Source organism: Dactylosporangium thailandense (assembly GCF_059739745.1).
Map to the genome: position 1 here is coordinate 12,224,936 of NZ_AP029195.1, position 21,318 is coordinate 12,246,253.

The window sequence follows — 21,318 nt, forward strand, 5'->3', positions numbered from 1 at the left end:
TCCAAGATGAGGTGCCGCTTGACCGTCCAGTCCGTCCGTCTGTTCGGCGACCCGGTGCTGCGCACTGCCGCCGACCCGGTCGCCGACTTCGACAAGGAGCTGCGCAAGCTGGTGAGCGATCTGCTGGACACGATGCACCAGCAGAACGGCACCGGCCTGGCCGCCCCGCAGATCGGGGTCGGGCTGCGGGTGTTCTCCTTCGACGTCGACGAGGTGGTCGGGCACCTGGTCAACCCGGTGCTGGAGTTCCCCGACGAGGAGGAGCAGGACGGGCCCGAGGGCTGCCTGTCGATCCCCGGGGTGTATGTCGACACCAAGCGGCGCCAGAACGTCATCGCCAAGGGCTTCAACCAGCACGGCGACCCGATCCAGATCGTCGGCACCGGGCTGATGGCCCGCTGCGCCCAGCACGAGACCGACCACCTCGACGGCGTGTTGTTCGTCGACCGGCTCGACGCCGAGCGGCGCAAGCAGGCGATGAAGGAGATCCGGGCGGCGGAGTGGTACAACCCGGACACGCCGCCGGTCGTCAAGGCGAGCCCGCACGGGCTCTTCGGCATCCGGTGAGGCCGCGGTGAGGCTGATCTTCGCGGGCACCCCGGCCGTGGCGCTGCCCGCCCTCGACGCCATCGCCGCGTCGCAGCACGAGCTCGTGGCGGTCGTCACGCGCCCGGACGCGCCGTCCGGCCGCGGGCGGCAGCTCGTCCCGTCCCCGGTGAGCGCCTGGGCGAGCGAGCGCGGGATTCCCGTGCTCACCCCGGCCAAGCCGCGCGACCCGGAGTTCCAGGACCAGTTGCGCGCCCTGGAGCCGGACTGCGCCCCCGTGGTCGCCTACGGCGCACTGGTGCCCCGCAGCGCCCTCGACATTCCGCGGCACGGCTGGGTGAACCTGCACTTCTCGCTGCTGCCCGCCTGGCGGGGCGCCGCGCCCGTGCAGCACGCGGTCCTGCATGGCGACGAGGTCACCGGGGCGAGCGTCTTCCAGCTGGAGGAGGGCCTGGACACCGGGCCGGTCTACGGCACGCTCACGGAGGCGGTCGGCCCGCGGGACACCTCCGGCGACCTGCTCGAGCGGCTGGCCGGGTCCGGCGCCGAGCTGCTCGTGCGGGTGCTGGACGGCATCGCGGCGGGGGCTCTGTCGGCGGTACCGCAGCCGCAGGAAGGCATCTCGAACGCCCCGAAGCTGACCGTGGAGGACGCCCAGGTGCGGTGGTCCGATCCGGCGTTCGCGGTCGACCGGCGGATTCGGGCCTGCACCCCGGCCCCGGGCGCGTGGACGACGCTGCGCGGCGACCGGCTCAAGCTCGGCCCGGTGACCCCGCTCACGGCCGCGACCGTGATCGCCGGCGGCCCGGCCGCGCCCGGCCCGGGCGAGGTGGTCGTCGAGCGCAACCGCGTGCTCGTCGGCACCGGCACCGTGCCCGTGGTGCTCGGCACCGTCACCGCGCCCGGCAAGAAGGCGATGCCCGCGGACGCGTGGGCCCGCGGCGCCCGGGTCGAATCCGGGGAGCTCGTGTCTTGATGCGCTCTGCTCCTCGGCGCGGCCCGGGTCAGCGGCCGGCCGGTGGGCGCGACGACCGGCTCGCCCGGCCCCCGCGCGGCGGCCGGCCGGCGATCGACCCGGCCCGCGAGGCCGCCTACGAGGCCGTGGCCGCCGTGCACCGCGACGACGCCTACGCCAACCTGGTGCTGCCCGGCATCCTGCGCGAGAACGGCGTGTCGGGGCGGGATGCGGCGTTCGCGACCGAGCTGACCTACGGCACCCTGCGCCAGACCGGGACCCTCGACGCGATCGTGGCGGCCGCGGCCGACCGGGCGATGGAGCGCATCGACCCGCCGGTGCGCGACGCGCTGCGGATCGGGGCGTACCAGCTGCTGCACATGCGCGTCGGCGCCCACGCCGCCGTGGCGACCACCGTGGACCTCGTGCGCTCGCTGGTGCCGGGCGCGGCCGGCTTCGCCAACGCGGTGCTGCGCCGGGTCGCCGAGTCCGATCGCGCGGCCTGGGTCGAGCGCCTGGCGCCCGCGGACCCGATCGCCCGGGCCGCGCTGGTGCACGCCCACCCGGCGTGGATCGTCAACGCGTTCGCCGACGCGCTGGGCTCCCTCGACGAGGCCGAGCTCGCGCTGGACGCGGACAACCTGCCGCCGGCCGTGCACCTGTGCGCCCGCCCGGGGCTGGTCTCCGCGGCCGACCTCGCGGGCGGGCTGCGCGGGGCGACGGTCGGGCGCTACTCCCCGTACACGGTCGTGCTCGCCGGCGGGGGAGACCCGGGCGGGATCGCGGCCGTACGCGACGGGCGCGCGCACGTGCAGGACGAGGGCAGCCAGCTCGTGGCCGCCGTGCTCGCGAACGCGCCCGTGGACGGGCCGGACGAGCGCTGGCTGGACCTGTGCGCCGGGCCGGGCGGGAAGGCGGGCCTGCTCGGCGCGCTCGCCGCCGAGCGCGACGCGCACGTGACCGCGGTCGAGGTCGCCCATCACCGGGCGGCGCTCGTGGCCCGGGCGACCGAGGGGCTGCCGGTCTACACCATCAACGCGGACGGCCGCGACGTCGGCAAGGACCCGGACCTGCCCGAGGGCGCCTTCGACCGGGTGCTCGTCGACGCGCCGTGCACGGGCCTGGGCGCGCTGCGCCGCCGGCCCGAGGCGCGGTGGCGCCGCCAGCCGTCGGACCTGCCGCCGCTCACCCGGCTGCAGCGGGAGCTGCTCCAGGCGGCCTTCCGGGCGGTCCGGCCGGGCGGGGTCGTGGCGTACGTCACGTGCTCGCCGCACCAGGCCGAGACGGAGGTCTCGGTCACGGAGGCGGCCCGGCGCTCGTCGATCGACATGGAGCTCGTGGACGCGCGGCCGTATCTGCCCGCGGCCCTGCCCGAGGTGGGGACCGGCCCGACGGTGCAGCTGTGGCCGCACCGCCACGGGACGGACGCGATGTTCGTGGCCCTGCTACGCCGCGCCTAGGCTCTCCTGCGAGCCCCGCTGGTGGGGCGGCCGGCCGTCGGGGATGAGCGCGGCGACCGCGTCGCGGCGCCCGCATCCGGCCCCGATCAGCCGGTCCCGCTCGGCCAGCCAGGCGGCCCCCAGGGCCGAGCGGGTGGCGGCGTCGAGCTGGAGGCGGGCGTCGTTGAGCAGCGTCCGCTCCTCCTCGTCGACGTGGTGGGCGAGGGAGTTGGCCAGCTTGCCCACGGCGCGGTCGAACTCGGGCGCGAGCACGTCGGCGACGTCGAGCAGGGCGAGGAGCTTGCGGTGCCCGTCGATGTGCTCGTCGGCGCCGTGCTCGACGTGCGCGCCGCCGCCGGACAGCTCGCGCAGCTTCGGGTAGACCTCCGACTCCTCCGCCGTGGCGTGTGCGACGAGCAGGCCGGCGAGCTCCGTGCGGGCGCTCTCGCGGCGGGCCCGCACCGACTCGGTGTCGGTGTCACGGGTGCGCAGGACGCGCAGGAGATGTTCGAACCGCACGTGGTCGCTGACGATGGCCTCGACGACGTCTCCGACAACATCCATGGGGGCCATTCTCGCAGCCGCGGTGGGAGATCACCGATAGCATCACGCCTGTGTCGGACAACGTGGTGATCGCGCCCTCGATTCTCGCTGCGGACTTCGCCCGCCTGGCCGAAGAGGCCCGGGCGGTCGAAGGGGCCGCGGACTGGCTGCACGTGGATGTCATGGACTACCACTTCGTGCCCAACCTCACGATCGGGCTGCCCGTGGTGCAGAGCCTGCGCCGGGCGACCACGCTGCCGTTCGACTGCCACCTCATGATCGCCGACCCGGCGCGGTGGGCGAGCGCCTACGCCGAGGCCGGGGCCTACAACGTGACCTTCCACGCCGAGGCGGCCACCGACCCGGTGGCGATCGCGAAGGACCTGCGCTCGGCGGGCAGCCGGGCCGGGCTGGCGATCGACCGGGACACCCCGGTCGAGGGCTACCTGGAGCTGCTGCCGCACTTCGACCTGCTGCTCATCATGACCATCAAGGCCGGCTTCGGCGGCCAGGCGTTCATGCCCGGCCTGCTGGACAAGGTCCGCACGGCTCGCCGCCACATTGACACCGGTCATCTCGAGTTGCGCATTGAAGTCGACGGCGGTGTGGCCGAAGATACGATCGCGGCGTGTGCGGAGGCGGGGGCCGACACGTTCGTGGCCGGAACCGCCGTCTACGGCGCGGAGGACCCGGCCGCGGCGGTCCGCAAGCTGCGCGGCCTTGCCGCCGCCTAAATCGAGCAGACGGGACAAAGGTGGGCGAACGCGACCTGATCCTCGTGGTCGACGACGACGTCGACATCGCCCGGTTCATCAAGGTGAACCTCGACCTCGAGGGTTTCGAGGTGATGATGGCCAACGACGGGGCCACCGCGCTCAACATGATCCAGGAGCACAAGCCCGCGCTGGCCGTGGTCGACTGGATGATGCCGCAGCTGGACGGGCTCGAGCTGACCCGGCGGCTGCGGGCCGACCCGATGACCGCCTCGATGCCGGTGATCCTGCTGACCGCGCGCGGGCAGACCGCCGACAAGGTGATCGGGCTGCAGGCCGGCGCCGACGACTACCTGGTCAAGCCGTTCGACACCATGGAGCTGGTCGCCCGGGTGCGCTCGACGCTGCGGCGCAACCAGGAGAACCGGGAGGTGTCGCCGCTGACCGGCCTGCCCGGCAACACCCGCATCCTGCGTGAGATCACCGACCGGGCCCGGGCCGGCACCGACTTCGCCGTCTCACACGTGGACATCGACCGGTTCAAGCCGGTCAACGACGTCTACGGCTTCCAGCGCGGCGACGAGTTCATCATCGCGCTCGCCCGCGCGCTGCACCGGGCCGTGGTCGACGTCGGGCTGCCGCCGGCGTTCCTGGGCCACATCGGCGGCGACGACTTCCTCATCGTCTGCACCCCGGAGCAGCTCAAGGGCCTGACCACGAACGCGATCCTGGCGTTCCAGGCCGTCTCCGACACGCTGTACGACCCGGTGGACGCCGAGCGCGGCTACATCGAGGTCGTCTCCCGCACCGGCGAGGTGCAGCACCCGAACCTCGTCACGCTGTCGATCGGGGTGGCCGTCGCGACGCCCGAGAGCGGGAAGTTCACGGATCCGCGCGAGGTCATCGCCATCGCCACCGAGATGAAGAAGGTGGCCAAGAAGCACAACGGCAACTACGTGGCCGTCGACCGGCGCAGCGTCGTCGACCTCAGCTGAGGCGATCAAGTTGTGACACATATCCCGGAACCGGGCCGGTAAGGACCGGGGGTTGTGTGTCAGACTCAGGGTACGTACCCACCACGCGCTGGCGGGGCTCGGTGAAATTCCGAACCGGCGGTAACCGCCCCTGAACGGGGCGGAAGCCCGCGACCCGGTCGAAGCCATCGGCCGGTGGACCTGGTGTGAGTCCAGGGCCGACGGTCATAGTCCGGATGGGAGTTCAGCGCGCGGGATCCGGTGTCGCCCACTGCGGGCGGTTCCGGTGGGTCGCCGCGCGCTCCCCGGCGCAGCTGTTCCGGGGGTGTCATCGGCGTCCCCCCGCGTGTGATCACAGACCACGCGGGAGAGGGCCATGGCAGACGACGAGACGTTCATGCGACGCGCCATCGAGCTGGCGCGCCTGAGCCTCGGCGAGACCAGCCCCAACCCGAACGTCGGCTGCGTGCTCGTCGCGCCGGACGGGCAGATCGTGGGCGAGGGGCGAACGGCCCCCGCCGGCGGCCCGCACGCCGAGGTCAGGGCGCTGCTGGCGGCGGGCGGGCGGGCCCGCGGGGCCACCGCCTACGTCACCCTCGAGCCGTGCGACCACACCGGCCGGACCGGGCCGTGCTCGCGCGCGCTCGTCGCGGCCGGGGTGGCCCGGGTCGTGGTCGGGGTCGCGGACCCCAACCCGGTGGCGGCGGGCGGGGCCGAGACGCTGCGGTCCGCCGGGGTCGCTGTGGAAGTGGGTTCGGTACTGCACGAGTCCGCCCACGACGCCATGGAGGGCTGGCTCACCGCCGTGACCCGCGGCACTCCTTACGTGATCTGGAAGTTCGCGGCCACGCTCGACGGCCGCTCCGCCGCCGCCGACGGGACGAGCAAGTGGATCACGTCCCCGGACGCCCGGGCGGACGTGCACCGGCTGCGGGCCGGGGTCGACGCCATCATCGCCGGCATCGGCACCGTGCTGGCCGACGATCCCCAGCTCACGGTGCGTTCGCCCGAGGGCGTGCTCGCCGAGCGCCAGCCGCTGCGGGTGGTGGTCACGGGCGAGCGCGGCGCCGAGCTCGAGCGCGGCGGCTTCCGGGTCATGGACCGCGCGGCCGCGACCTGGGTGGCCCGGGGCGGGGACCTCCCGGCCATGCTGCGCGAGCTGTACGCGCGCGGGGTGCGGGTGGCGCTGCTCGAGGGCGGCCCGACGCTCGCGGGGGCGTTCCTGGCGGCCGGTCTCGTGGACCGGGTCGTCGCCTACCTCGCGCCCAAGCTGCTCGGGGCCGGCCCCGCGGCCCTGGGCTTCGCGGGAATCTCCAGCATCGCCGAGGCATTGACGCTCGACGTTGTCGACCTTGCCAGGATCGGGCCCGACGTGCGCCTGACGGCAACAGTGAAAGGTGCGTGAGCAGTGTTCACCGGCATCATCGAAGAGCTCGGGACGGTCGTCGCGATCGACGAGCTGGGCGATTCTGCCCGGCTGGCGATCCGCGGGGCGACCGTCACCTCCGACGCCGCCCACGGCGACTCGATCTCGGTCAACGGGGTCTGTCTCACGGTCGTGGACAACGCCGACGGCGTGTTCACCGCCGACGTGATGGGGGAGTCGCTGCGGCGCTCGACCCTCGGCGCGCTGCGGCCGGGCTCCGCCGTGAACCTCGAGCGCGCCGCGACCGTCGCCACCCGGCTCGGCGGCCACATCGTGCAGGGCCACGTCGACGGGGTCGGGCAGATCCTGTCGCGCGAGGCCGGCGACCAGTGGGAGACGGTGACGTTCGCGCTGCCCGAGGGGCTCGGGCGCTATGTGGTGGAGAAGGGCTCCATCACCGTCGACGGGATCTCGCTGACCGTCATGGCCGTCACGGACGACACGTTCTCGGTCGGGCTCATCCCGACCACGCTCAAGCTCACCACGCTCGGCGCCAAGGGCGTCGGCGAGCGGGTCAACCTGGAGGTCGACATCATGGCGAAGTACGTGGAGAAGCTGCTCGGGAAGGCCGCACAGTCATGAGCGAACCTGTTACGGACCTCGACCCGATCGAGCGTGCGGTCAAGGACATCGCGGCCGGGCGCCCGGTGATCGTGGTGGACGACGAGGACCGCGAGAACGAGGGCGACCTGATCTTCGCGGCCGAGTTCGCCACGCCGGAGCTGGTCGCGTTCATGGTCCGCTACACGTCCGGCTACATCTGCGTGCCGATCACCGAGGCCGAGGCCGACCGGCTCGACCTTCCGCCGATGTACCGCACCAACCAGGACCGCCGCGGCACCGCCTACACCGTGACGGTCGACGCCCGCTTCGGCGGCACCACCGGCATCTCCGCCGCCGACCGCGCCCGCACCATCAAGCTGCTCTCGTCGGCCGACACCCAGCCGCACGACCTGTCCCGGCCCGGGCACATCGTGCCGCTGCGGGCCAAGGACGGCGGCGTGCTGCGCCGGGCCGGGCACACCGAGGCGGCCGTGGACCTGGCCACCATGGCCGGGCTGCGCCCCGCCGGCGTGCTGTGCGAGATGGTCAACGACGACGGCACCATGATGCGCCTGCCCGACCTGCGCAAGTTCGCCGTGGAGCACGACCTGGCGCTGATCAGCATCGCCGACCTCATCGCGCACCGCCGCCACACCGAGGAGCAGATCGAGCGCGTCGCCGAGACCCGGCTGCCGACCGAGCACGGGGTGTTCCGGGCGGTCGGGTACACCCAGAAGTACGGCAACGGCGAGCACATCGCCCTCGTCTACGGCGACCTCGGCGACGGCGAGGACGTGCTCGTGCGGGTGCACTCGGAGTGCCTGACCGGCGACGTGTTCAGCTCGGTGCGCTGCGACTGCGGCCCCCAGCTGGAGGCGTCCTTGAAGATGGTCGCGGCGGAGGGGCGCGGTGTCGTGCTCTACATGCGCGGGCACGAGGGCCGGGGCATCGGGCTCATGCACAAGCTGCAGGCGTACCAGCTGCAGGACCTCGGCCGCGACACGCTCGACGCCAACCTGGACCTCGGGCTGCCCGCCGACGCGCGCGAGTACGGCACCGGCGCGCAGATCCTGGTCGAGCTCGGCATCAAAACGATGCGGCTGCTCACGAACAATCCCGCGAAGCGGGCGGGGCTGGAAGGGTACGGTCTGTCCGTACTGGGTCGTGTGCCCCTGCCGACCCGGCCGCACCCCGAGAACGTGCGCTACCTGCGTACCAAGCGGGACCGCATGGGGCACCTGCTGGACGAGCTCGACGAGGTCGCGGAGGGACTTGCGTAATGGCTGGGAGTGGGGCACCCGTCCTGCAACGGGTGGACGGCACGGGACTGACGCTCGGCATCGTGGCCACGCGGTGGCACGGCGAGCTCGTCGACCACATGCTGAACCGGGCGATCGAGGCCGGGGAGGCCTCCAACGTGGACCACATCACGGTGGCCCGGGTCGACGGCGCGGTGGAGCTGCCCGTGCTCGCGCAGGGGCTGGCGCACCGCTTCGACGCGGTCGTCGCGCTCGGCGTGGTCATCCGGGGGGACACGGCGCACTTCGAGTACGTCTGCCAGTCCGTGACCGACGGGCTCACCCGGGTCGCCCTGGACTGCTCGACGCCGGTCGCCCACGGGGTGCTCACGGTCGACAGCTACGAGCAGGCGCGGGCCCGGGCCGGGTTCGCCGACTCCTCGGAGGACAAGGGCTACGCGGCCGCGCTGGCCGCCCTGGACGCGGCGGTGGCGCTGCGGCTCGTCGCCAAGTCCTGAAGGCTCGCCGCCGAGTCGTGACGTGGTGGGCGGTGGGAGGCGCCGCGGCCTCCCACCCGCACGTCAGACCTCGAGGGCCGCGGCCAGCTCGTCGCGGAAGGTGCGCTCGGCCGCGGTGACCTGCTCGCCGCCGATGCCCAGCACGCCGCCGGAGCTCGCCGCGCCCACGACCACGTCGGCGACGGTGACCACCCAGTAGCGGTAGGCCTCGGCGTCGGCGTGCTCGGCCTTGGCCGCCAGCAGCTCGTGGGCCGCGCCGGCCCGCGAGATCACGTCGGCCAGCCCCGCGTCGCGGTCGGGGAACTCGATCACCGGGGGCTCGTCGCCGTCGGTGATGTCGCCCTGGCGGCTGACCACCTCGGCGGCGACGCTCTTCACGAGCTCGCTGGACGAGCCGCGCCCGTCGGCGATGGCGGTCATGCCCGCCGCCCACTCCTCGCGCGTGCGCCGGGCCCCGTCGTGCTCGGCCTGGGACGCGGCGATCAGGACGGACTGGGGGAGGCCGACGAGCAGGCCCCACTCTTCGTCGGTGTACTTCGGCTCCGTATCCACGAGGCACAGGGTAACCAGGTGATCAGCCCGGTAAACCGATGGGCGGACTCGCGCGTCGTCTGGGTGTGATGGCGGAGGCCGCGGCGGCGGCGTGGGACCGTAGGCCGGTGGAGGTGGCGACCCCGGGCGATCCCGTGCGCGGCGCGGTGCCCGAGGAGACCGCGCGCGGGTGGAGCGCCGACGACGCGATCGCGGCGCTGTTCGCCGCCCACTACCGCGGGCTCGTGCGCCTCGCGGTGCTGCTCCTGCACGACGAGGGGGTCGCGGAGGACGTGGTCCAGGACGCGTACGTCGCGCTGCACCGCCGCTGGTGGCGCCTGCGGGACGCGGACAAGGCGCTGGCGTACCTGCGCACCAGCGTGGTCAACGGGGCGCGCTCGGCGCTGCGCAGGCGGGGCGTCGCCGAGCGGCACGTCGCCCGCGGCCCGGACGGCCCGCAGGTCGTGGCCAGCGCCGAGACGGGCGCGCTGAGCCTGCTGGCGCACCGGGAGGTGCTGGAGGCGGTACGCAGGCTGCCCACCCGCCAGCGCGAGGCGATCGTGCTGCGCTACTACGGCGAGCTGTCCGAGGCCGAGATCGCCGACGCCATGGGGGTCAGCCGCGGCGCCGTCAAGAGCCACGCCTCCCGGGGCATGGCCGCCCTGCGCGAGAGCCTGGAGAAGGCCCGATGAGGCCGGGGCAGTCGGCGGAGGACCGGCTCCGGGAGGCGCTGCGGGCCCGGGCCGCCGAGGTCGAGCCGTCGCCGGACGCCCTCCCGCGCATCCGGCGGCGCACCGCCCGCGCCTGGCACCGCGGCGGATGGGTGCCGGCCGTCGCGGCCGCCGCCGTCGCGGCCGCGATCGCGCTCGGCGTCGTGGCGGTCGAGGCCGGCCGCGGCGAGCACCGCACCCTGCCGCCCGCGGGGCCCGCGTCCGGGTCGCCGGCCGTGGTCGACACCCGGCCCAGCGCGCCGGAGCCGTCCGGGGCCGCGCCGGCGACGTTCGCCCTGCCGGCCTACTTCACCCGCAACGGCCGCCTCTACCGGGAGTTCCTGCCGGCCACCCCGGGCGACGACCGCGGCCGCATCCGGGCCGCCGTCGAGCTTTCCCTGCGGGGCAAGGCGAAGGATCCCGACTACAAGAGCCTGTGGCCGGCGACCGTCCAGGTGCACGGGGTCACGATCGACGGGGGCGTGGTCACCGTCGACCTCGGCGGCGTCGGCCCGGCCCCGGCGGAGCCGAAGCTCGCGGCCCAGCAGCTGGTCTACACCGTGCTGGCCGCGGCGACCTACACCTCGATGCGCCACGCCGACGGGGTCCGGGTGCTCGTCGACGGCGCGCCCGTGGCCCGCCTGTGGGGTGTCGTCGACACGAGCGGGCCGCTGCGGCAGGGCACCCTGGCCGACCTGCAGGCACCGGTCTGGGTCATCGAGCCCGACCAGGGGGCGGTGGTGGGCAAGAGCTTCACGGCGTACCTCGCCGGGGTGGTCCCCGAGGGCACCGTCAACCTGCGCGTCCGCGACGCCGCCGGCACGGTCGTCTTCGAACGGGTCGTGCAGCTCAGCGCCGGGGCGCCGTCGCTGGGGGAGGCGCGGGTGCCCGTGACGCTGCCCTCGGGGCCGCACACCGTCGAGGCGTTCGTGTATTCGCAGCAGGACGGCAGCGTGCAGTGGGTGGACGACCACGCCTTCTCCGTGGCTTGACCGGCTCGGAGCCCGTGGGGTGACCGGCGACACGCCTGTCAGTAACCGGATTCCGTTTCCGGCCCCAGGCCTGCGAGAATCCCTGCCCGTGAAGACCTTCGACGAGCTGTTCGCCGAGCTGAGCGCCAAGGCGGCGGCCGGCACCCCGGGATCCGGCACCGTGGCGGCGCTGGAGAAGGGCGTGCATTTCATCGGCAAGAAGGTCGTCGAGGAGGCCGCCGAGAGCTGGATGGCGGCCGAGCACGAGGGCCGGGAGCGCACTGCCGAGGAGCTGTCGCAGCTGCTCTACCAGGTGCAGTGCCTGATGCTGGCGACGGGGTTGTCGCTGGAGGACGTGTACCGACATCTGTAGGCCGGTTCTGCACCTATAGGCCGGTTCCCGGCCTGCGCCTGCCCGTCGTGCCGACCCACCCGTCTGGAGACCAGCCCATGCTTCGCATCGCCGTGCCCAACAAGGGCACCCTCGCCGGCCCCGCCACGCAGATGCTCCAGGAGGCCGGCTACCGCCAGCGCTCCGACCCCAAGGACCTGCTCTGCCGCGACGACGCCAACGGCGTCGAGTTCTTCTACCTCCGCCCGCGCGACATCGCCACCTACGTCGGCTCGGGCGACCTCGACCTCGGCATCACCGGCCGCGACCTGCTCATCGACGCGGGCAGCCCGGCGGTCGAGGTGCTCGACCTCAACTTCGCCCGCGCCACGTTCCGCTTCGCCGCCGTCCCCGGCTCGGTGAAGGGCTCCGCCCCGTCCGACCTCGAGGGCCTGCGGGTCGCCACCGCCTACCCCGGCGTGATGGAGCGCTACTTCGCCGAGCACGGCGTGCGGGCCGAGGTCATCCGGCTCGACGGCGCCGTGGAGAACGCCATCCGCCTCGGCGTCGCCGACGTCATCGCCGACGTGGTCGAGACGGGCCGGACGCTGCGCCAGGCCGGCCTGGAGACGCTCGGGGAGCCGATCCTCAAGTCCTCGGCGCTGCTCATCCGGCGCGCGGGGGAGGAGCTTCCGGCGGGTGTACCGCAGCTGCTGCGCCGCCTCCAGGGCGTCCTCGTCGCCCGGCAGTACGTGATGCTCGCCTACGACGTGCGGGCCGACTCGCTCGACGCGGCCGTCGCGCTCACCCCGGGCATCGAGTCGCCCACCATCTCCCCGCTGCACCGCGAGGGCTGGGTCGCCGTGCAGGCGATGGTGCCCCAGGCCGAGGTGCACCGGATCATGGACGAGCTCTACGAGGTCGGCGCCCGCGCCATCCTGGTGACCGGAATCCACGCCTGCCGGCTGTAGTGGCAGACTGGGGCCGTGAGCAGCAGCGAGCAGAGCACGGCCCCACTCGTCGCCCGTCCGCAGCGGGCGCGGATCATCGCCTATGTCCTGGCGCTCGTCGTCGCCGTCGTCTTCACGCTCATCGCGTTCGGCCTGCACGGCAAGACCGGCGACGGGCCCGGCTATTTCCAGCGCGGCGACCAGGCCGCGATGATCGGCCTCGGCCTGTGCGCGGCCGCCGCCATCCTGCTCATGACCCGCCCCCGCGTCGAGGCCGACGAGCACGGGGTGCGGGTGCGCAACATCATCGGCGGCTACGACCTGCCCTGGGACACCGTCCGCGGGGTGACCTTCGGCCGCGGCGCCCCCTGGCTCACCCTCGACCTGCACGACGACGAGCGGGTGGCGGTCATGGCGGTGCAGATGGCCGACAAGGACTACGCGGTCAAGGCCGCCCGGCGCCTGCGGGCACTGCACTCGGCGAGCTTGACAACATCCGTGGTAGAGTAGTCGGCGTCGACCGCATCCCGTCCCAACCGGGGTGTTCGAAGCGGGGCCTCGGCCTCCACCCGTGCAGCTGATCTGGCGGCCGGGTCCGGTCCGACCGCAGCGGCCAATCGGCCGCGGTGGTCGAACGGCCCTCGCCTGCGCATGCGCGGCGGGGGTTTTTGGCGTTGCTACGCCCAACGGGCTTGCGTGGCGGATGCGTCGACCGCATGAGTTGAAGCACCTATCGAGGAGGCCACATCAGCGTCGAGCCACGCGTCAACGAGCAGATCCGGGCACGTGAGGTCCGGCTGGTCGGCCCGGAGGGTGAGCAGGTGGGCATCGTCCCGCTCGAGCGCGCACTCCAGCTGGCCGCCGACGTGGACCTGGACCTGGTCGAAGTTGCGCCCATGGCACGCCCGCCCGTCTGCAAGCTCATGGACTTCGGCAAGTTCAAGTACGAGAGCGCGCTCAAGGCCCGGGAAGCCCGGCGTAACCAGCAGCAGACCGTCATCAAGGAGATGAAGCTCCGCCCGAAGATCGATCCGCACGACTACGAGACCAAAAAGGGTCACGTGGTGCGGTTCCTGAAGGCGGGCGACAAGGTCAAGGTAACGATCATGTTCCGTGGCCGCGAGCAGAGCCGCCCGGAGCTTGGTTTCCGGCTGCTGCGCAAGCTCTCGGAGGAGATCTCGGAGCTGGGCTTCGTCGAGGCCGCGCCGAAGCAGGACGGCCGCAACATGATCATGGTCTTGGCACCGCACCGCAACGTGAAGGCCGCCGCGACCGAGCGTCGCGAGGGCAAGGCGGACGGCACCCCGGGTGCGGAAGGCGAGACTGTCGCCGACCTGCCCGAGCCGGTCACCGCCGACCAGGCTTGATCCGAACGGCCTGACACCAGGCCGCCCCGGCACCCCGGATCGCACCAGAGATCCCGGGGGTGCCATAACGCCCGGGCCGCGACCAGCGGCCCGGGGCGTCGTACCAGCATGTCCACCACCGCGTCGTGCGGGCGGGTCCGCACCATGCGGAATGCCCGGCTGCGCGCCGGAGCTAATGAAGGGCAACATCACCATGCCGAAGTTCAAACCGCACTCCGGGATGAAGAAGCGCGTGAAGATCACCGGTCGCGGCAAGATCCTCAGCGAGCCGGCGGGCAAGCGGCACCTCCTCGAGGTCAAGCCCAGCAAGCGCACCCGTCGCCTGAGCGGCAACGTCGAGCTCGGCGCCTCCGAGACCCGCCGGGTCAACAAGCTCCTCGGGCGATAACCGCCGCTTCTCCCCCCGACCTTTTCTCGACCTTTCGACCGGTTGCACGGGCGTCGCCCGGGCCGGTCTCGCCTGAGGAGTAACGAACCGTGGCACGCGTGAAGCGGGCAGTCAACGCCCAGAAGAAGCGCCGCACCGTCCTGGAGACCGCCAGCGGCTACCGCGGGCAGCGCTCGCGGCTGTACCGCAAGGCCAAGGAGCAGGTGCTGCACTCGATGCAGTACGCCTACCGCGACCGTCGCGACCGCAAGGGTGACTTCCGCCAGCTGTGGATCACCCGGATCAACGCCGCGGCCCGTGCGAACGGCATGACGTACAACCGCCTGATCCAGGGCCTGCGCCTCGCCGGTGTCGAGGTGGACCGCAAGATCCTCGCCGAGCTCGCCGTGAGCGACGAGAAGGCGTTCACCGGCCTGGTCCAGGTGGCGAAGACGGCCGTTGCCGCCGCCTGACGACGATCGGTCGCGACCCGGGGTGTTCACCGTTCGGACGCCCCGGGTCGTCGCTGCCCGGCGCCTGCACCGCCGCCGGGACCGCGACGAGACCGGCCGCTTCCTCGCCGAGGGCCCCCAGGCCGTCCGCGAGGCGATCAGAGCCGGCGTGGTGACCGAGCTCTTCGCGACCGCCGAGGCCGCCGCCCGCTACCCGGAGTGGACCGCCTCGTTGGTCGATGACGCCGCACTGGCGGCGCTCGCCGACACCGTGCAGCCCCAGGGCCTCGTCGCCGTCTGCCGGCAGCGGGACGTCCCGCTCGACGCCGCCCTCGCCGCCCGCCCGCGGCTCGTGGCCGTGTGCGTCGACATCCGCGACCCCGGCAACGCCGGCACCGTCCTGCGCACCGCCGACGCGGCCGGAGCCCGGGCCGTCGTCTTCGCCGGCGACTCCGTCGACCCCTACAACGGCAAGGCCGTGCGCTCGAGCGCCGGCAGCCTCTTCCACGTCGACGTGGTCCGTGCCCGCGACACCGCCGCCACTGTCGCCGCCCTGCGCGCGGCCGGCGTCCAGGTCCTCGCGGCCGACGGCTACGGCGACGCCGACCTGTTCGACCTCGACACCCTCGACCGGCCCACCGCCTGGCTCTTCGGCTCCGAGGCACACGGCCTGCCCAAGGACCTCGAGGCCGACCGGCGGGTGCGGGTGCCCCTCTACGGCGGCGCGGAGAGCCTGAATCTGGCGGCGGCCGCGGCGGTATGCTTGTACTCTTCCGCGAAAGCGATGAGGAGTGTGCGGTGATGTCCCTGTTTATGCGGCCCGCCGGAGACGGTGGGCGGACGGGACGCACGACCTCCTGACACCTTCCCACGACCGGCGGGCGGACCCCTCACTACACTGTCCGAGGCCAATCTCCCGTGGGAAGAGTCCGATGACGTACCGCAATGATCCGTACGATCCGAAACAGGCCGCGCTGCTCGACCAGGGCGCGCTCGACGACGCGGTCGCCGCGGCCGACAAGGCGTTCGCCGAAGCGGGCGATCTCGACGCCCTCGCCGCCCTCAAGCACCAGCACCTGGGCGACCGCGCCCCGGTCTCGCTGGCCCGCCGCGAGATCGGCTCGCTGCCCCCGGCCGCCAAGGCCGACGCCGGCAAGCGCGTCAACCTGGCCCGCGTCGCCGTCCAGGGCGCGTTCGACGCCCGGCTCGCGGTGCTCACCGCCGAGCGCGAGGAGCGGGTCCTGGTCGAGGAGGCCGTGGACGTCACGCTGCCGACCGCCCGCCGCCCGGCCGGCGCCCAGCACCCGCTGACCAAGATCATGGAGCGGGTCGGCGACCTGTTCGTGAGCATGGGCTACGAGGTCGCCGAGGGGCCCGAGGTCGAGTGGGAGTGGTACAACTTCGACGCCCTCAACATGCACCCGGACCACCCGGCGCGCTCGATGATGGACACGTTCTTCGTGCAGGCCGGCGCGCCGCGCGCAACGTCACAGGCGCAGACGCAGCCGGCCGGCGGCGGGAGCGCGGAGGACTCGCGGGTCGTGCTGCGCACCCACACCTCGCCGGTGCAGGCGCGCACGATGACCAGCCGCAAGCCGCCCATCTACATCGTCTGCCCGGGCCGCACCTACCGCACGGACGAGCTCGACGCGACCCACACCCCGGTCTTCCACCAGGTCGAGGGCCTGGTCGTGGACAAGGGCATCACGATGGGCCACCTCAAGGGCACCCTCGACAACTTCGTCAAGGGCCTCTTCGGCGACCAGGCCCGCACGCGGCTGCGCCCGTCGTACTTCCCGTTCGTCGAGCCGGGCGCCGAGATCGACCTGTGGTTCCCGCAGCACCGCGACGGCCCCCGCTGGGTCGAGTGGGGTGGCTGCGGCATGGTGAACCCGCGGGTGCTGCGCGCCTGCGGGATCGACCCGGAGGAGTATTCCGGCTTCGCGTTCGGCATGGGCATCGAGCGGGCGCTGATGTTCCGCAACGAGGCCGCCGACATGCGGGACATGGTGGAGGGCGACGTGCGGTACGCGCGGGCGTTCGGATGGGAGGCCTGAGGTGCGCGTTTCGCTTTCCTGGCTGCGCGAGCACGTCGACCTGCCGGCCGACCTCGACGGCGACGGGCTGGAGAAGGCCCTGGTCAAGGTCGGCCTGGAGGTCGAGGAGCTGACCGACGCGGCCGCGAGCGTCACCGGGCCGCTGGTGGTGGGCCGGGTCGAGAGCATCGAGGAGCTCACCGGGCTCAAGAAGCCGATCCGCTACTGCCTCGTCGACGTCGGCAACGAGCAGCCCCAGGGCATCATCTGCGGCGCCCGCAACTTCGCCGAGGGCGACCTGGTCGTCGTCGCGCTGCCCGGCGCCGAGCTCCCCGGCGGATTCAAGATCGCCGCCCGCAAGACCTACGGCCACGTCTCCAACGGCATGATCTGCTCCGGCCAGGAGCTCGGGGTCAGCGACGACCACGACGGGATCATCGTGCTCGCCCCTGGACCCGATGGAACAAACACCGTGAAGCCCGGGGACGAGGCCCGGCCGATCGTCGGGCTCGACGACGTCGTGGTCGAGATCAACATCACCCCGGACCGCGGGTACTGCTTCTCCGTCCGCGGCATCGCCCGCGAGCTGTCGCACTCCCTCGGCGGCGCCTACCGCGACCCGGTCGCGGCCGTCGTACCGCTGGAGGGCGACGGCAGCGAGGCGTACCCGATCGAGGTCCTCGACAGCGTGGCCTGCGACCGGTTCACCGCGGTGGCCGTGCGCGGCGTCGACCCGGCCGCGGTCACCCCGCAGTGGATCAAGGCGCGCCTGGCCACGGCCGGCATCCGCTCGATCTCGCTGCCGGTCGACATCACCAACTACGTGATGATCGAGATGGGCCAGCCGATGCACGCCTGGGACCTCGGCCGGCTCACCGGGGCGCTCGTCGTGCGGCGCGCGCAGGCGGGGGAGAAGCTGACCACGCTCGACGGCGTGAACCGCGTGCTCGACCCCGAGGACATCGTCATCGCCGACGGCACCGGCGTGGTCTCGCTCGCCGCCGTCATGGGCGGCACGACCACCGAGGTCTCGCCGGGCACGGTCGACGTGCTCTTCGAGGCCGCGCACTGGGACCCGCGCTCGGTCGCCCGCACCATCCGCCGGCACAAGCTGCCCAGCGAGGCCGGCAAGCGCTACGAGCGCGGCGTCGACCCGCAGATCACCGCGGCGGCCTGCGCCCGGGCGGCGGCGCTGCTGGCCGAGTACGGCGGCGGCACCGTCTCCGCCGGCGTCACCGACGTCTACGCGGTCGTCCCGCCGGAGCCGGTCACGATGACCGTCCAGCGCCCCTCGCAGCTGGCCGGCGTCGACTACACGCCGGAGCGGGTGCTGGAGATCCTCGCGATGATCGGCACCCAGGTGGTCGCGGACGGCGACCTGCTCACCGTCACCCCGCCGACCTGGCGGCACGACCTCAACGACCCGGCCGATCTCGCCGAGGAGGTGCTGCGCCTCGACGGGTACGACCGCATCCCGAGCGTCCTGCCGATCGCGCCGCCCGGGCGCGGGCTCACCGCGACCCAGCGGCGCCGGCGCACGGTCGGGCGGGCGCTGGCCGACGCCGGCTACGTGGAGTCGCTGTGCTGGCCGTTCGTCGGCGAGGCGGCCCTCGACGCGATGCGCATCCCGGCCGGCGACGAGCGGCGCAACGCCCTGCTGCTGCGCAACCCGCTCTCCGACGAGGAGCCCGGGCTGCGCACCACGCTGCTCCCGCCGCTGCTGGCCGCCCTGCGCCGCAACCTCGGCCGGGGCTTGCGCGACGTCGCGCTGTTCGAGATCGGGCCGGTCTTCCTGCCCGAGGGTCCGCTCGCGGTCTTCCCCGCCCACGGCGTCGACGGGCCGCCGAGCGCCGAGGAGTTCGCGGCCGTCGAGGCGCTGCTGCCGCGCCAGCCGTGGCACGTGGCGACCGTCATCGCCGGCGAGTCCGACCCGGCCGGCTGGTGGGGCGGGGGCCGGGCGGCGGACTGGGCCGACGCGGTCGAGTCGGCGAAGGTCGCGGCCGCCGCGGCCGGCGTCGAGCTGACCGTGCGGGCCGCGGCCGAGGCGCCGTGGCACCCGGGGCGCTGCGCGGCGCTGCTCGTCGGCGACACCGTCGTCGGGCACGCGGGCGAGCTGCACCCGGCGGTCTGCGCGGACCTCGACCTGCCGCGGCGGACCGTCGCCATGGAGATCGACCTCGACGCGCTGCCGATCCCGGGCGTGTGGATCGCGCCCCGGCTCTCGACGTTCCCGACGGCGCTGATCGACGTGGCCGTCGTGGTCGGTGCGGACACCGCGGCGGCCGAGGTCGAGGCGGCCCTGGCCGAGGGCGCGGGCCCGCTGCTGGAGTCGGTGCGGCTCTTCGACGTGTACGCGGGGGCGCAGCTGGGCGAGGGCCGCAAGTCCCTGGCCTACAAGCTGACCTTCCGCGCGCCGGACCGCACGCTCACCGGCGAGGAGGCCCTCGCCGCGCGCGACGCCGCCGTGGCCGTCGCGGCCGACCGTTTCGGAGCAGTCCTGCGCGGAGCGTGACAACCCATTGATGACGGCGGCCATTTCCCCTGGATGTGGCCGCCGTCACTGTTGGCTATCATCGAACTCTGCGTGACCTGCGCGATCAGGCCGGTGGCGGCCGAAGATGGTACGGTCACGGCGCCTAGCGCACCTCGCGGCGCTCATCTATCGGTGACCATTCCGTCCTGAAGGGGCAGTGCGTGTCAGACGTCAGTGCATCGGCGGGGTTCACCACCGACGTCGTGGTGATCGGCGGCTGCGGCCGGGTGGGGCTTCCGCTCGGCATCGCGCTCGCCTCCCGCGGCCTGCGGGTGACCCTGTATGACATCAACGAGGCCGCGGTCGCCGTGGTCAACGGCGGACGCCTCCCCTTCGACGAGGAGGGCGCCGCGGAGCCGCTGGCCCAGGCGGTCGCCGACGGCCGTCTCACGGCGAGCACCGACCCGAGCACCGTGGCCACCGCCGAGCACCTCGTGGTGATCGTGGGCACGCCGGTCGACGAGCACCTCAACCCGAACATCGCGGCCGTGCCGAAGGCGATCGAGCGCTGCGCGGAATACCTGCGCGACGGCCAGCTCATCGTGCTGCGCAGCACCGTGCACCCCGGCGTGACGGCGCTCACCGAGAAGCTCGTCAAGAAGCTGGGCGTCGACGCCGACGTCGCGTTCTGCCCCGAGCGCATCGCCGAGGGCAAGGCGATGACCGAGCTGTTCGAGCTGCCCCAGATCGTCGCCGCCCGCACGCCCGAGGCGACCGAGCGGGCCGAGAAGCTCTTCCGCAACCTGGCCAACCAGATCGTGGTCCTGGAGCCGGAGGAGGCGGAGCTCGCCAAGCTCTTCACGAACACGTGGCGCTACATCAAGTTCGCCGCGGCCAACCAGTTCTGGATGATGTCCAACGACTTCGGCCTGGACTTCGAGCGCATCCGGCACGCGATCCGCTTCCAGTACCCGCGCGCCCAGGACATGCCCGGCGCCGGCTTCGCGGCCGGCCCGTGCCTGCTCAAGGACACGATGCAGCTGGCGGCGTTCAACAACAACAACTTCGTGCTCGGCCACAGCGCGATGCTCATCAACGAGGGCCTGCCGCTCTACGTGGTGTCGAAGCTGCAGGAGCGCTTCGACCTGTCGGAGATGACCGTCGGCATCCTCGGCATGGCGTTCAAGGGCGGCAGCGACGACATCCGCGAGTCGCTGGCCTACAAGCTGCGCAAGGTCGTGATGCTGCGGGCGAAGGAGACCCTCTGCACCGACCCCTACGTGAAGGACGACCGGTTCGTGCCCCTCGACGAGGTGCTGACCCGCGCGGACCTCCTCATCATCGCCGCTCCTCACCCGGAGTACCGTGACCTGCAGACCGAAATCCCGGTTGCGGACATGTGGGGCGTGACGAACAAGGGCGTGCGTATATGAGCTTGGCACCACAGGTCACTGTGGTCATCCCGGTCTACAACGAGGGCGAGGCGATCGTCCGCTGCCTGGAGCGCATCCTCCGCGAGGTGATGATGCCGGCGGAGATCCTCGTGGTGCACGACATGCCCGAGGACACGACGGTGCCCTTCGCGCAGGAGTTCCACGAGCGCGACCCGCGGGTGCGGCCGGTGCTCAACACCTACGGCCGCGGGCCGGCCAACGCGATCCGCTTCGGCATCGACGTGGCCAGCGCGCCCGTGGCCGTGGTCACCATGGCCGACGGATCCGACGACCCGCGCCAGATCGAGGACCTCGCGCGGCTCGTGGACCGCGGGGTCGTGGTCGCGGCCGCCTCGCGGTACATGCCGGGCGGGCAGCAGGTCGGCGGGCCGCGGTTCAAGCGGTTCCTGTCCCGCAACGCCGGGCGCACCCTGCACTGGTTCGCGCGCGTGGGCACCAAGGACGCGACGAACAGCTTCAAGGCGTATTCGACCGAGTTCGTGCGCAAGGTCGGCATCGAGTCCAAGACCGGCTTCGAGATCGGCATCGAGCTCACCGCGAAGGCGACCCGGCTCGGGCTGCCCGTCGCGGAGATCCCGACGATCTGGCTCGACCGGCAGCTCGGCGAGTCCCGCTTCGACGTCGGGCGCTTCATGCCGAGCTACCTGAAGTGGTACTGGTTCGCCTTCGGACCCAGACTGACGATGGAGAAGCTGGCCACGCGCCCGGCTTCCACGGCCGCGCGCGACGACGCGCAGGCCGCCCGCGAGAGCTCGTCCGCAATCCAGAGCTAGAAGGAGTT

Annotated in this window: 24 protein-coding genes and 1 riboswitch; of the genes, 22 read left to right on the top strand and 2 right to left on the bottom strand. The window is 72.9% G+C overall.

The window, feature by feature from the left end:
• Positions 1–18: 18 nt before the first annotated feature.
• The 3 genes from def to AC6JBM_RS55135 are packed head-to-tail and all read left to right on the top strand — an operon-like array spanning position 19 to position 2,961.
• Positions 19–567: a peptide deformylase gene (def, locus tag AC6JBM_RS55125; protein ID WP_497981401.1), complete on the top strand. Its 549-nt coding sequence runs from the start codon at positions 19–21 to the stop codon at positions 565–567.
• Between the two features lie 7 nt (positions 568–574).
• The gene (fmt, locus tag AC6JBM_RS55130; RefSeq protein ID WP_497981402.1) at positions 575–1,522 is read left to right on the top strand and encodes a methionyl-tRNA formyltransferase; all 948 of its coding nucleotides are present in this window, start codon (positions 575–577) and stop codon (positions 1,520–1,522) included.
• Positions 1,522–2,961: an RsmB/NOP family class I SAM-dependent RNA methyltransferase gene (locus AC6JBM_RS55135; protein ID WP_497981403.1), complete on the top strand. Its 1,440-nt coding sequence runs from the start codon at positions 1,522–1,524 to the stop codon at positions 2,959–2,961. Before fmt ends, AC6JBM_RS55135 begins: the two co-directional genes overlap by 1 nt.
• Here the strand turns inward: AC6JBM_RS55135 and AC6JBM_RS55140 are convergent.
• Positions 2,947–3,504, bottom strand: coding sequence for a hemerythrin domain-containing protein (locus AC6JBM_RS55140; RefSeq protein WP_497981404.1), 558 nt, complete (start codon positions 3,502–3,504; stop codon positions 2,947–2,949). The genes AC6JBM_RS55135 and AC6JBM_RS55140 overlap by 15 nt on opposite strands.
• Positions 3,505–3,554: 50 nt before the next feature.
• Between AC6JBM_RS55140 and rpe the strand changes: the two genes are divergently transcribed.
• From rpe to ribH, 6 genes are all read left to right on the top strand, one after another.
• Positions 3,555–4,217, top strand: coding sequence for a ribulose-phosphate 3-epimerase (gene rpe / locus AC6JBM_RS55145; protein ID WP_350612562.1), 663 nt, complete (start codon positions 3,555–3,557; stop codon positions 4,215–4,217).
• A gap of 20 nt (positions 4,218–4,237) precedes the next feature.
• Entirely contained in the window at positions 4,238–5,191 is a 954-nt protein-coding gene (locus AC6JBM_RS55150; RefSeq protein ID WP_497981405.1) for a GGDEF domain-containing response regulator, read from the top strand.
• Positions 5,192–5,274: 83 nt separating this feature from the next.
• Positions 5,275–5,423, top strand: a riboswitch (FMN riboswitch).
• Between the two features lie 123 nt (positions 5,424–5,546).
• Positions 5,547–6,575: a bifunctional diaminohydroxyphosphoribosylaminopyrimidine deaminase/5-amino-6-(5-phosphoribosylamino)uracil reductase RibD gene (gene ribD / locus AC6JBM_RS55155; protein ID WP_497981406.1), complete on the top strand. Its 1,029-nt coding sequence runs from the start codon at positions 5,547–5,549 to the stop codon at positions 6,573–6,575.
• A gap of 3 nt (positions 6,576–6,578) precedes the next feature.
• Entirely contained in the window at positions 6,579–7,178 is a 600-nt protein-coding gene (locus AC6JBM_RS55160) for a riboflavin synthase (RefSeq protein WP_433078169.1), read from the top strand.
• Positions 7,175–8,419, top strand: coding sequence for a bifunctional 3,4-dihydroxy-2-butanone-4-phosphate synthase/GTP cyclohydrolase II (locus AC6JBM_RS55165; RefSeq protein ID WP_497981407.1), 1,245 nt, complete (start codon positions 7,175–7,177; stop codon positions 8,417–8,419). Before AC6JBM_RS55160 ends, AC6JBM_RS55165 begins: the two co-directional genes overlap by 4 nt.
• The gene (gene ribH / locus AC6JBM_RS55170; protein WP_497981408.1) at positions 8,419–8,895 is read left to right on the top strand and encodes a 6,7-dimethyl-8-ribityllumazine synthase; all 477 of its coding nucleotides are present in this window, start codon (positions 8,419–8,421) and stop codon (positions 8,893–8,895) included. The genes AC6JBM_RS55165 and ribH overlap by 1 nt, the downstream gene beginning before the upstream one ends.
• A 63-nt stretch (positions 8,896–8,958) precedes the next feature.
• Here ribH and AC6JBM_RS55175 read toward each other — a convergent pair whose 3' ends face one another.
• Positions 8,959–9,447: a hypothetical protein gene (locus AC6JBM_RS55175; protein WP_497981409.1), complete on the bottom strand. Its 489-nt coding sequence runs from the start codon at positions 9,445–9,447 to the stop codon at positions 8,959–8,961.
• Between the two features lie 107 nt (positions 9,448–9,554).
• On the opposite strand from AC6JBM_RS55175, the gene AC6JBM_RS55180 reads away from it, so the two are divergent.
• From AC6JBM_RS55180 to AC6JBM_RS55240, 13 genes are all read left to right on the top strand, one after another.
• The gene (locus AC6JBM_RS55180) at positions 9,555–10,118 is read left to right on the top strand and encodes a SigE family RNA polymerase sigma factor (RefSeq protein ID WP_497981410.1); all 564 of its coding nucleotides are present in this window, start codon (positions 9,555–9,557) and stop codon (positions 10,116–10,118) included.
• Positions 10,115–11,128 (top strand): GerMN domain-containing protein, encoded by a 1,014-nt coding sequence (locus AC6JBM_RS55185; RefSeq protein WP_497981411.1) that lies wholly within the window; start codon positions 10,115–10,117, stop codon positions 11,126–11,128. Before AC6JBM_RS55180 ends, AC6JBM_RS55185 begins: the two co-directional genes overlap by 4 nt.
• 88 nt (positions 11,129–11,216) lie before the next feature.
• Positions 11,217–11,480 carry a phosphoribosyl-ATP diphosphatase gene (locus tag AC6JBM_RS55190; RefSeq protein ID WP_380139083.1) on the top strand — a complete coding sequence of 88 codons (264 nt, stop codon included), beginning with the start codon at positions 11,217–11,219 and terminating at the stop codon, positions 11,478–11,480.
• A gap of 77 nt (positions 11,481–11,557) precedes the next feature.
• The gene (gene hisG / locus AC6JBM_RS55195; protein WP_350612548.1) at positions 11,558–12,409 is read left to right on the top strand and encodes an ATP phosphoribosyltransferase; all 852 of its coding nucleotides are present in this window, start codon (positions 11,558–11,560) and stop codon (positions 12,407–12,409) included.
• A gap of 15 nt (positions 12,410–12,424) precedes the next feature.
• Positions 12,425–12,898 (top strand): PH domain-containing protein, encoded by a 474-nt coding sequence (locus AC6JBM_RS55200; RefSeq protein ID WP_350612547.1) that lies wholly within the window; start codon positions 12,425–12,427, stop codon positions 12,896–12,898.
• Between the two features lie 236 nt (positions 12,899–13,134).
• Positions 13,135–13,755: a translation initiation factor IF-3 gene (gene infC / locus AC6JBM_RS55205; protein WP_350612825.1), complete on the top strand. Its 621-nt coding sequence runs from the start codon at positions 13,135–13,137 to the stop codon at positions 13,753–13,755.
• A gap of 193 nt (positions 13,756–13,948) precedes the next feature.
• Positions 13,949–14,143 carry a 50S ribosomal protein L35 gene (gene rpmI / locus AC6JBM_RS55210; protein WP_350612823.1) on the top strand — a complete coding sequence of 65 codons (195 nt, stop codon included), beginning with the start codon at positions 13,949–13,951 and terminating at the stop codon, positions 14,141–14,143.
• Positions 14,144–14,232: 89 nt separating this feature from the next.
• Positions 14,233–14,595, top strand: coding sequence for a 50S ribosomal protein L20 (rplT, locus tag AC6JBM_RS55215; protein WP_223095878.1), 363 nt, complete (start codon positions 14,233–14,235; stop codon positions 14,593–14,595).
• A 22-nt stretch (positions 14,596–14,617) separates the two neighbouring features.
• Positions 14,618–15,376, top strand: a complete 759-nt coding sequence (locus tag AC6JBM_RS55220) for a TrmH family RNA methyltransferase (RefSeq protein WP_350612546.1) — start codon at positions 14,618–14,620, stop codon at positions 15,374–15,376.
• Between the two features lie 130 nt (positions 15,377–15,506).
• On the top strand, positions 15,507–16,631 hold the full coding sequence (pheS, locus tag AC6JBM_RS55225; RefSeq protein WP_497981412.1) for a phenylalanine--tRNA ligase subunit alpha: 1,125 nt from the start codon (positions 15,507–15,509) through the stop codon (positions 16,629–16,631).
• A gap of 1 nt (position 16,632) precedes the next feature.
• Positions 16,633–19,122 carry a phenylalanine--tRNA ligase subunit beta gene (gene pheT / locus AC6JBM_RS55230; protein WP_497981413.1) on the top strand — a complete coding sequence of 830 codons (2,490 nt, stop codon included), beginning with the start codon at positions 16,633–16,635 and terminating at the stop codon, positions 19,120–19,122.
• Positions 19,123–19,304: 182 nt separating this feature from the next.
• On the top strand, positions 19,305–20,516 hold the full coding sequence (locus AC6JBM_RS55235; protein WP_497981414.1) for a nucleotide sugar dehydrogenase: 1,212 nt from the start codon (positions 19,305–19,307) through the stop codon (positions 20,514–20,516).
• Positions 20,513–21,310, top strand: a complete 798-nt coding sequence (locus AC6JBM_RS55240) for a glycosyltransferase family 2 protein (RefSeq protein WP_497981415.1) — start codon at positions 20,513–20,515, stop codon at positions 21,308–21,310. The genes AC6JBM_RS55235 and AC6JBM_RS55240 overlap by 4 nt, the downstream gene beginning before the upstream one ends.
• Positions 21,311–21,318 lie beyond the last annotated feature (8 nt).

Bases quoted from the DNA above. Each gene is read 5' to 3' on its own strand.
- ribD (WP_497981406.1), top strand. From the start codon at position 5,547: ATGGCAGACGACGAGACGTTCATGCGACGCGCCATCGAGCTGGCGCGC.
- AC6JBM_RS55185 (WP_497981411.1), top strand. From the start codon at position 10,115: ATGAGGCCGGGGCAGTCGGCGGAGGACCGGCTCCGGGAGGCGCTGCGG.
- AC6JBM_RS55135 (WP_497981403.1), top strand. From the start codon at position 1,522: ATGCGCTCTGCTCCTCGGCGCGGCCCGGGTCAGCGGCCGGCCGGTGGG.
- AC6JBM_RS55140 (WP_497981404.1), bottom strand. From the start codon at position 3,504: ATGGATGTTGTCGGAGACGTCGTCGAGGCCATCGTCAGCGACCACGTG.
- AC6JBM_RS55165 (WP_497981407.1), top strand. From the start codon at position 7,175: ATGAGCGAACCTGTTACGGACCTCGACCCGATCGAGCGTGCGGTCAAG.
- ribH (WP_497981408.1), top strand. From the start codon at position 8,419: ATGGCTGGGAGTGGGGCACCCGTCCTGCAACGGGTGGACGGCACGGGA.
- AC6JBM_RS55240 (WP_497981415.1), top strand. From the start codon at position 20,513: ATGAGCTTGGCACCACAGGTCACTGTGGTCATCCCGGTCTACAACGAG.
- rpmI (WP_350612823.1), top strand. From the start codon at position 13,949: ATGCCGAAGTTCAAACCGCACTCCGGGATGAAGAAGCGCGTGAAGATC.
- pheS (WP_497981412.1), top strand. From the start codon at position 15,507: ATGACGTACCGCAATGATCCGTACGATCCGAAACAGGCCGCGCTGCTC.
- hisG (WP_350612548.1), top strand. From the start codon at position 11,558: ATGCTTCGCATCGCCGTGCCCAACAAGGGCACCCTCGCCGGCCCCGCC.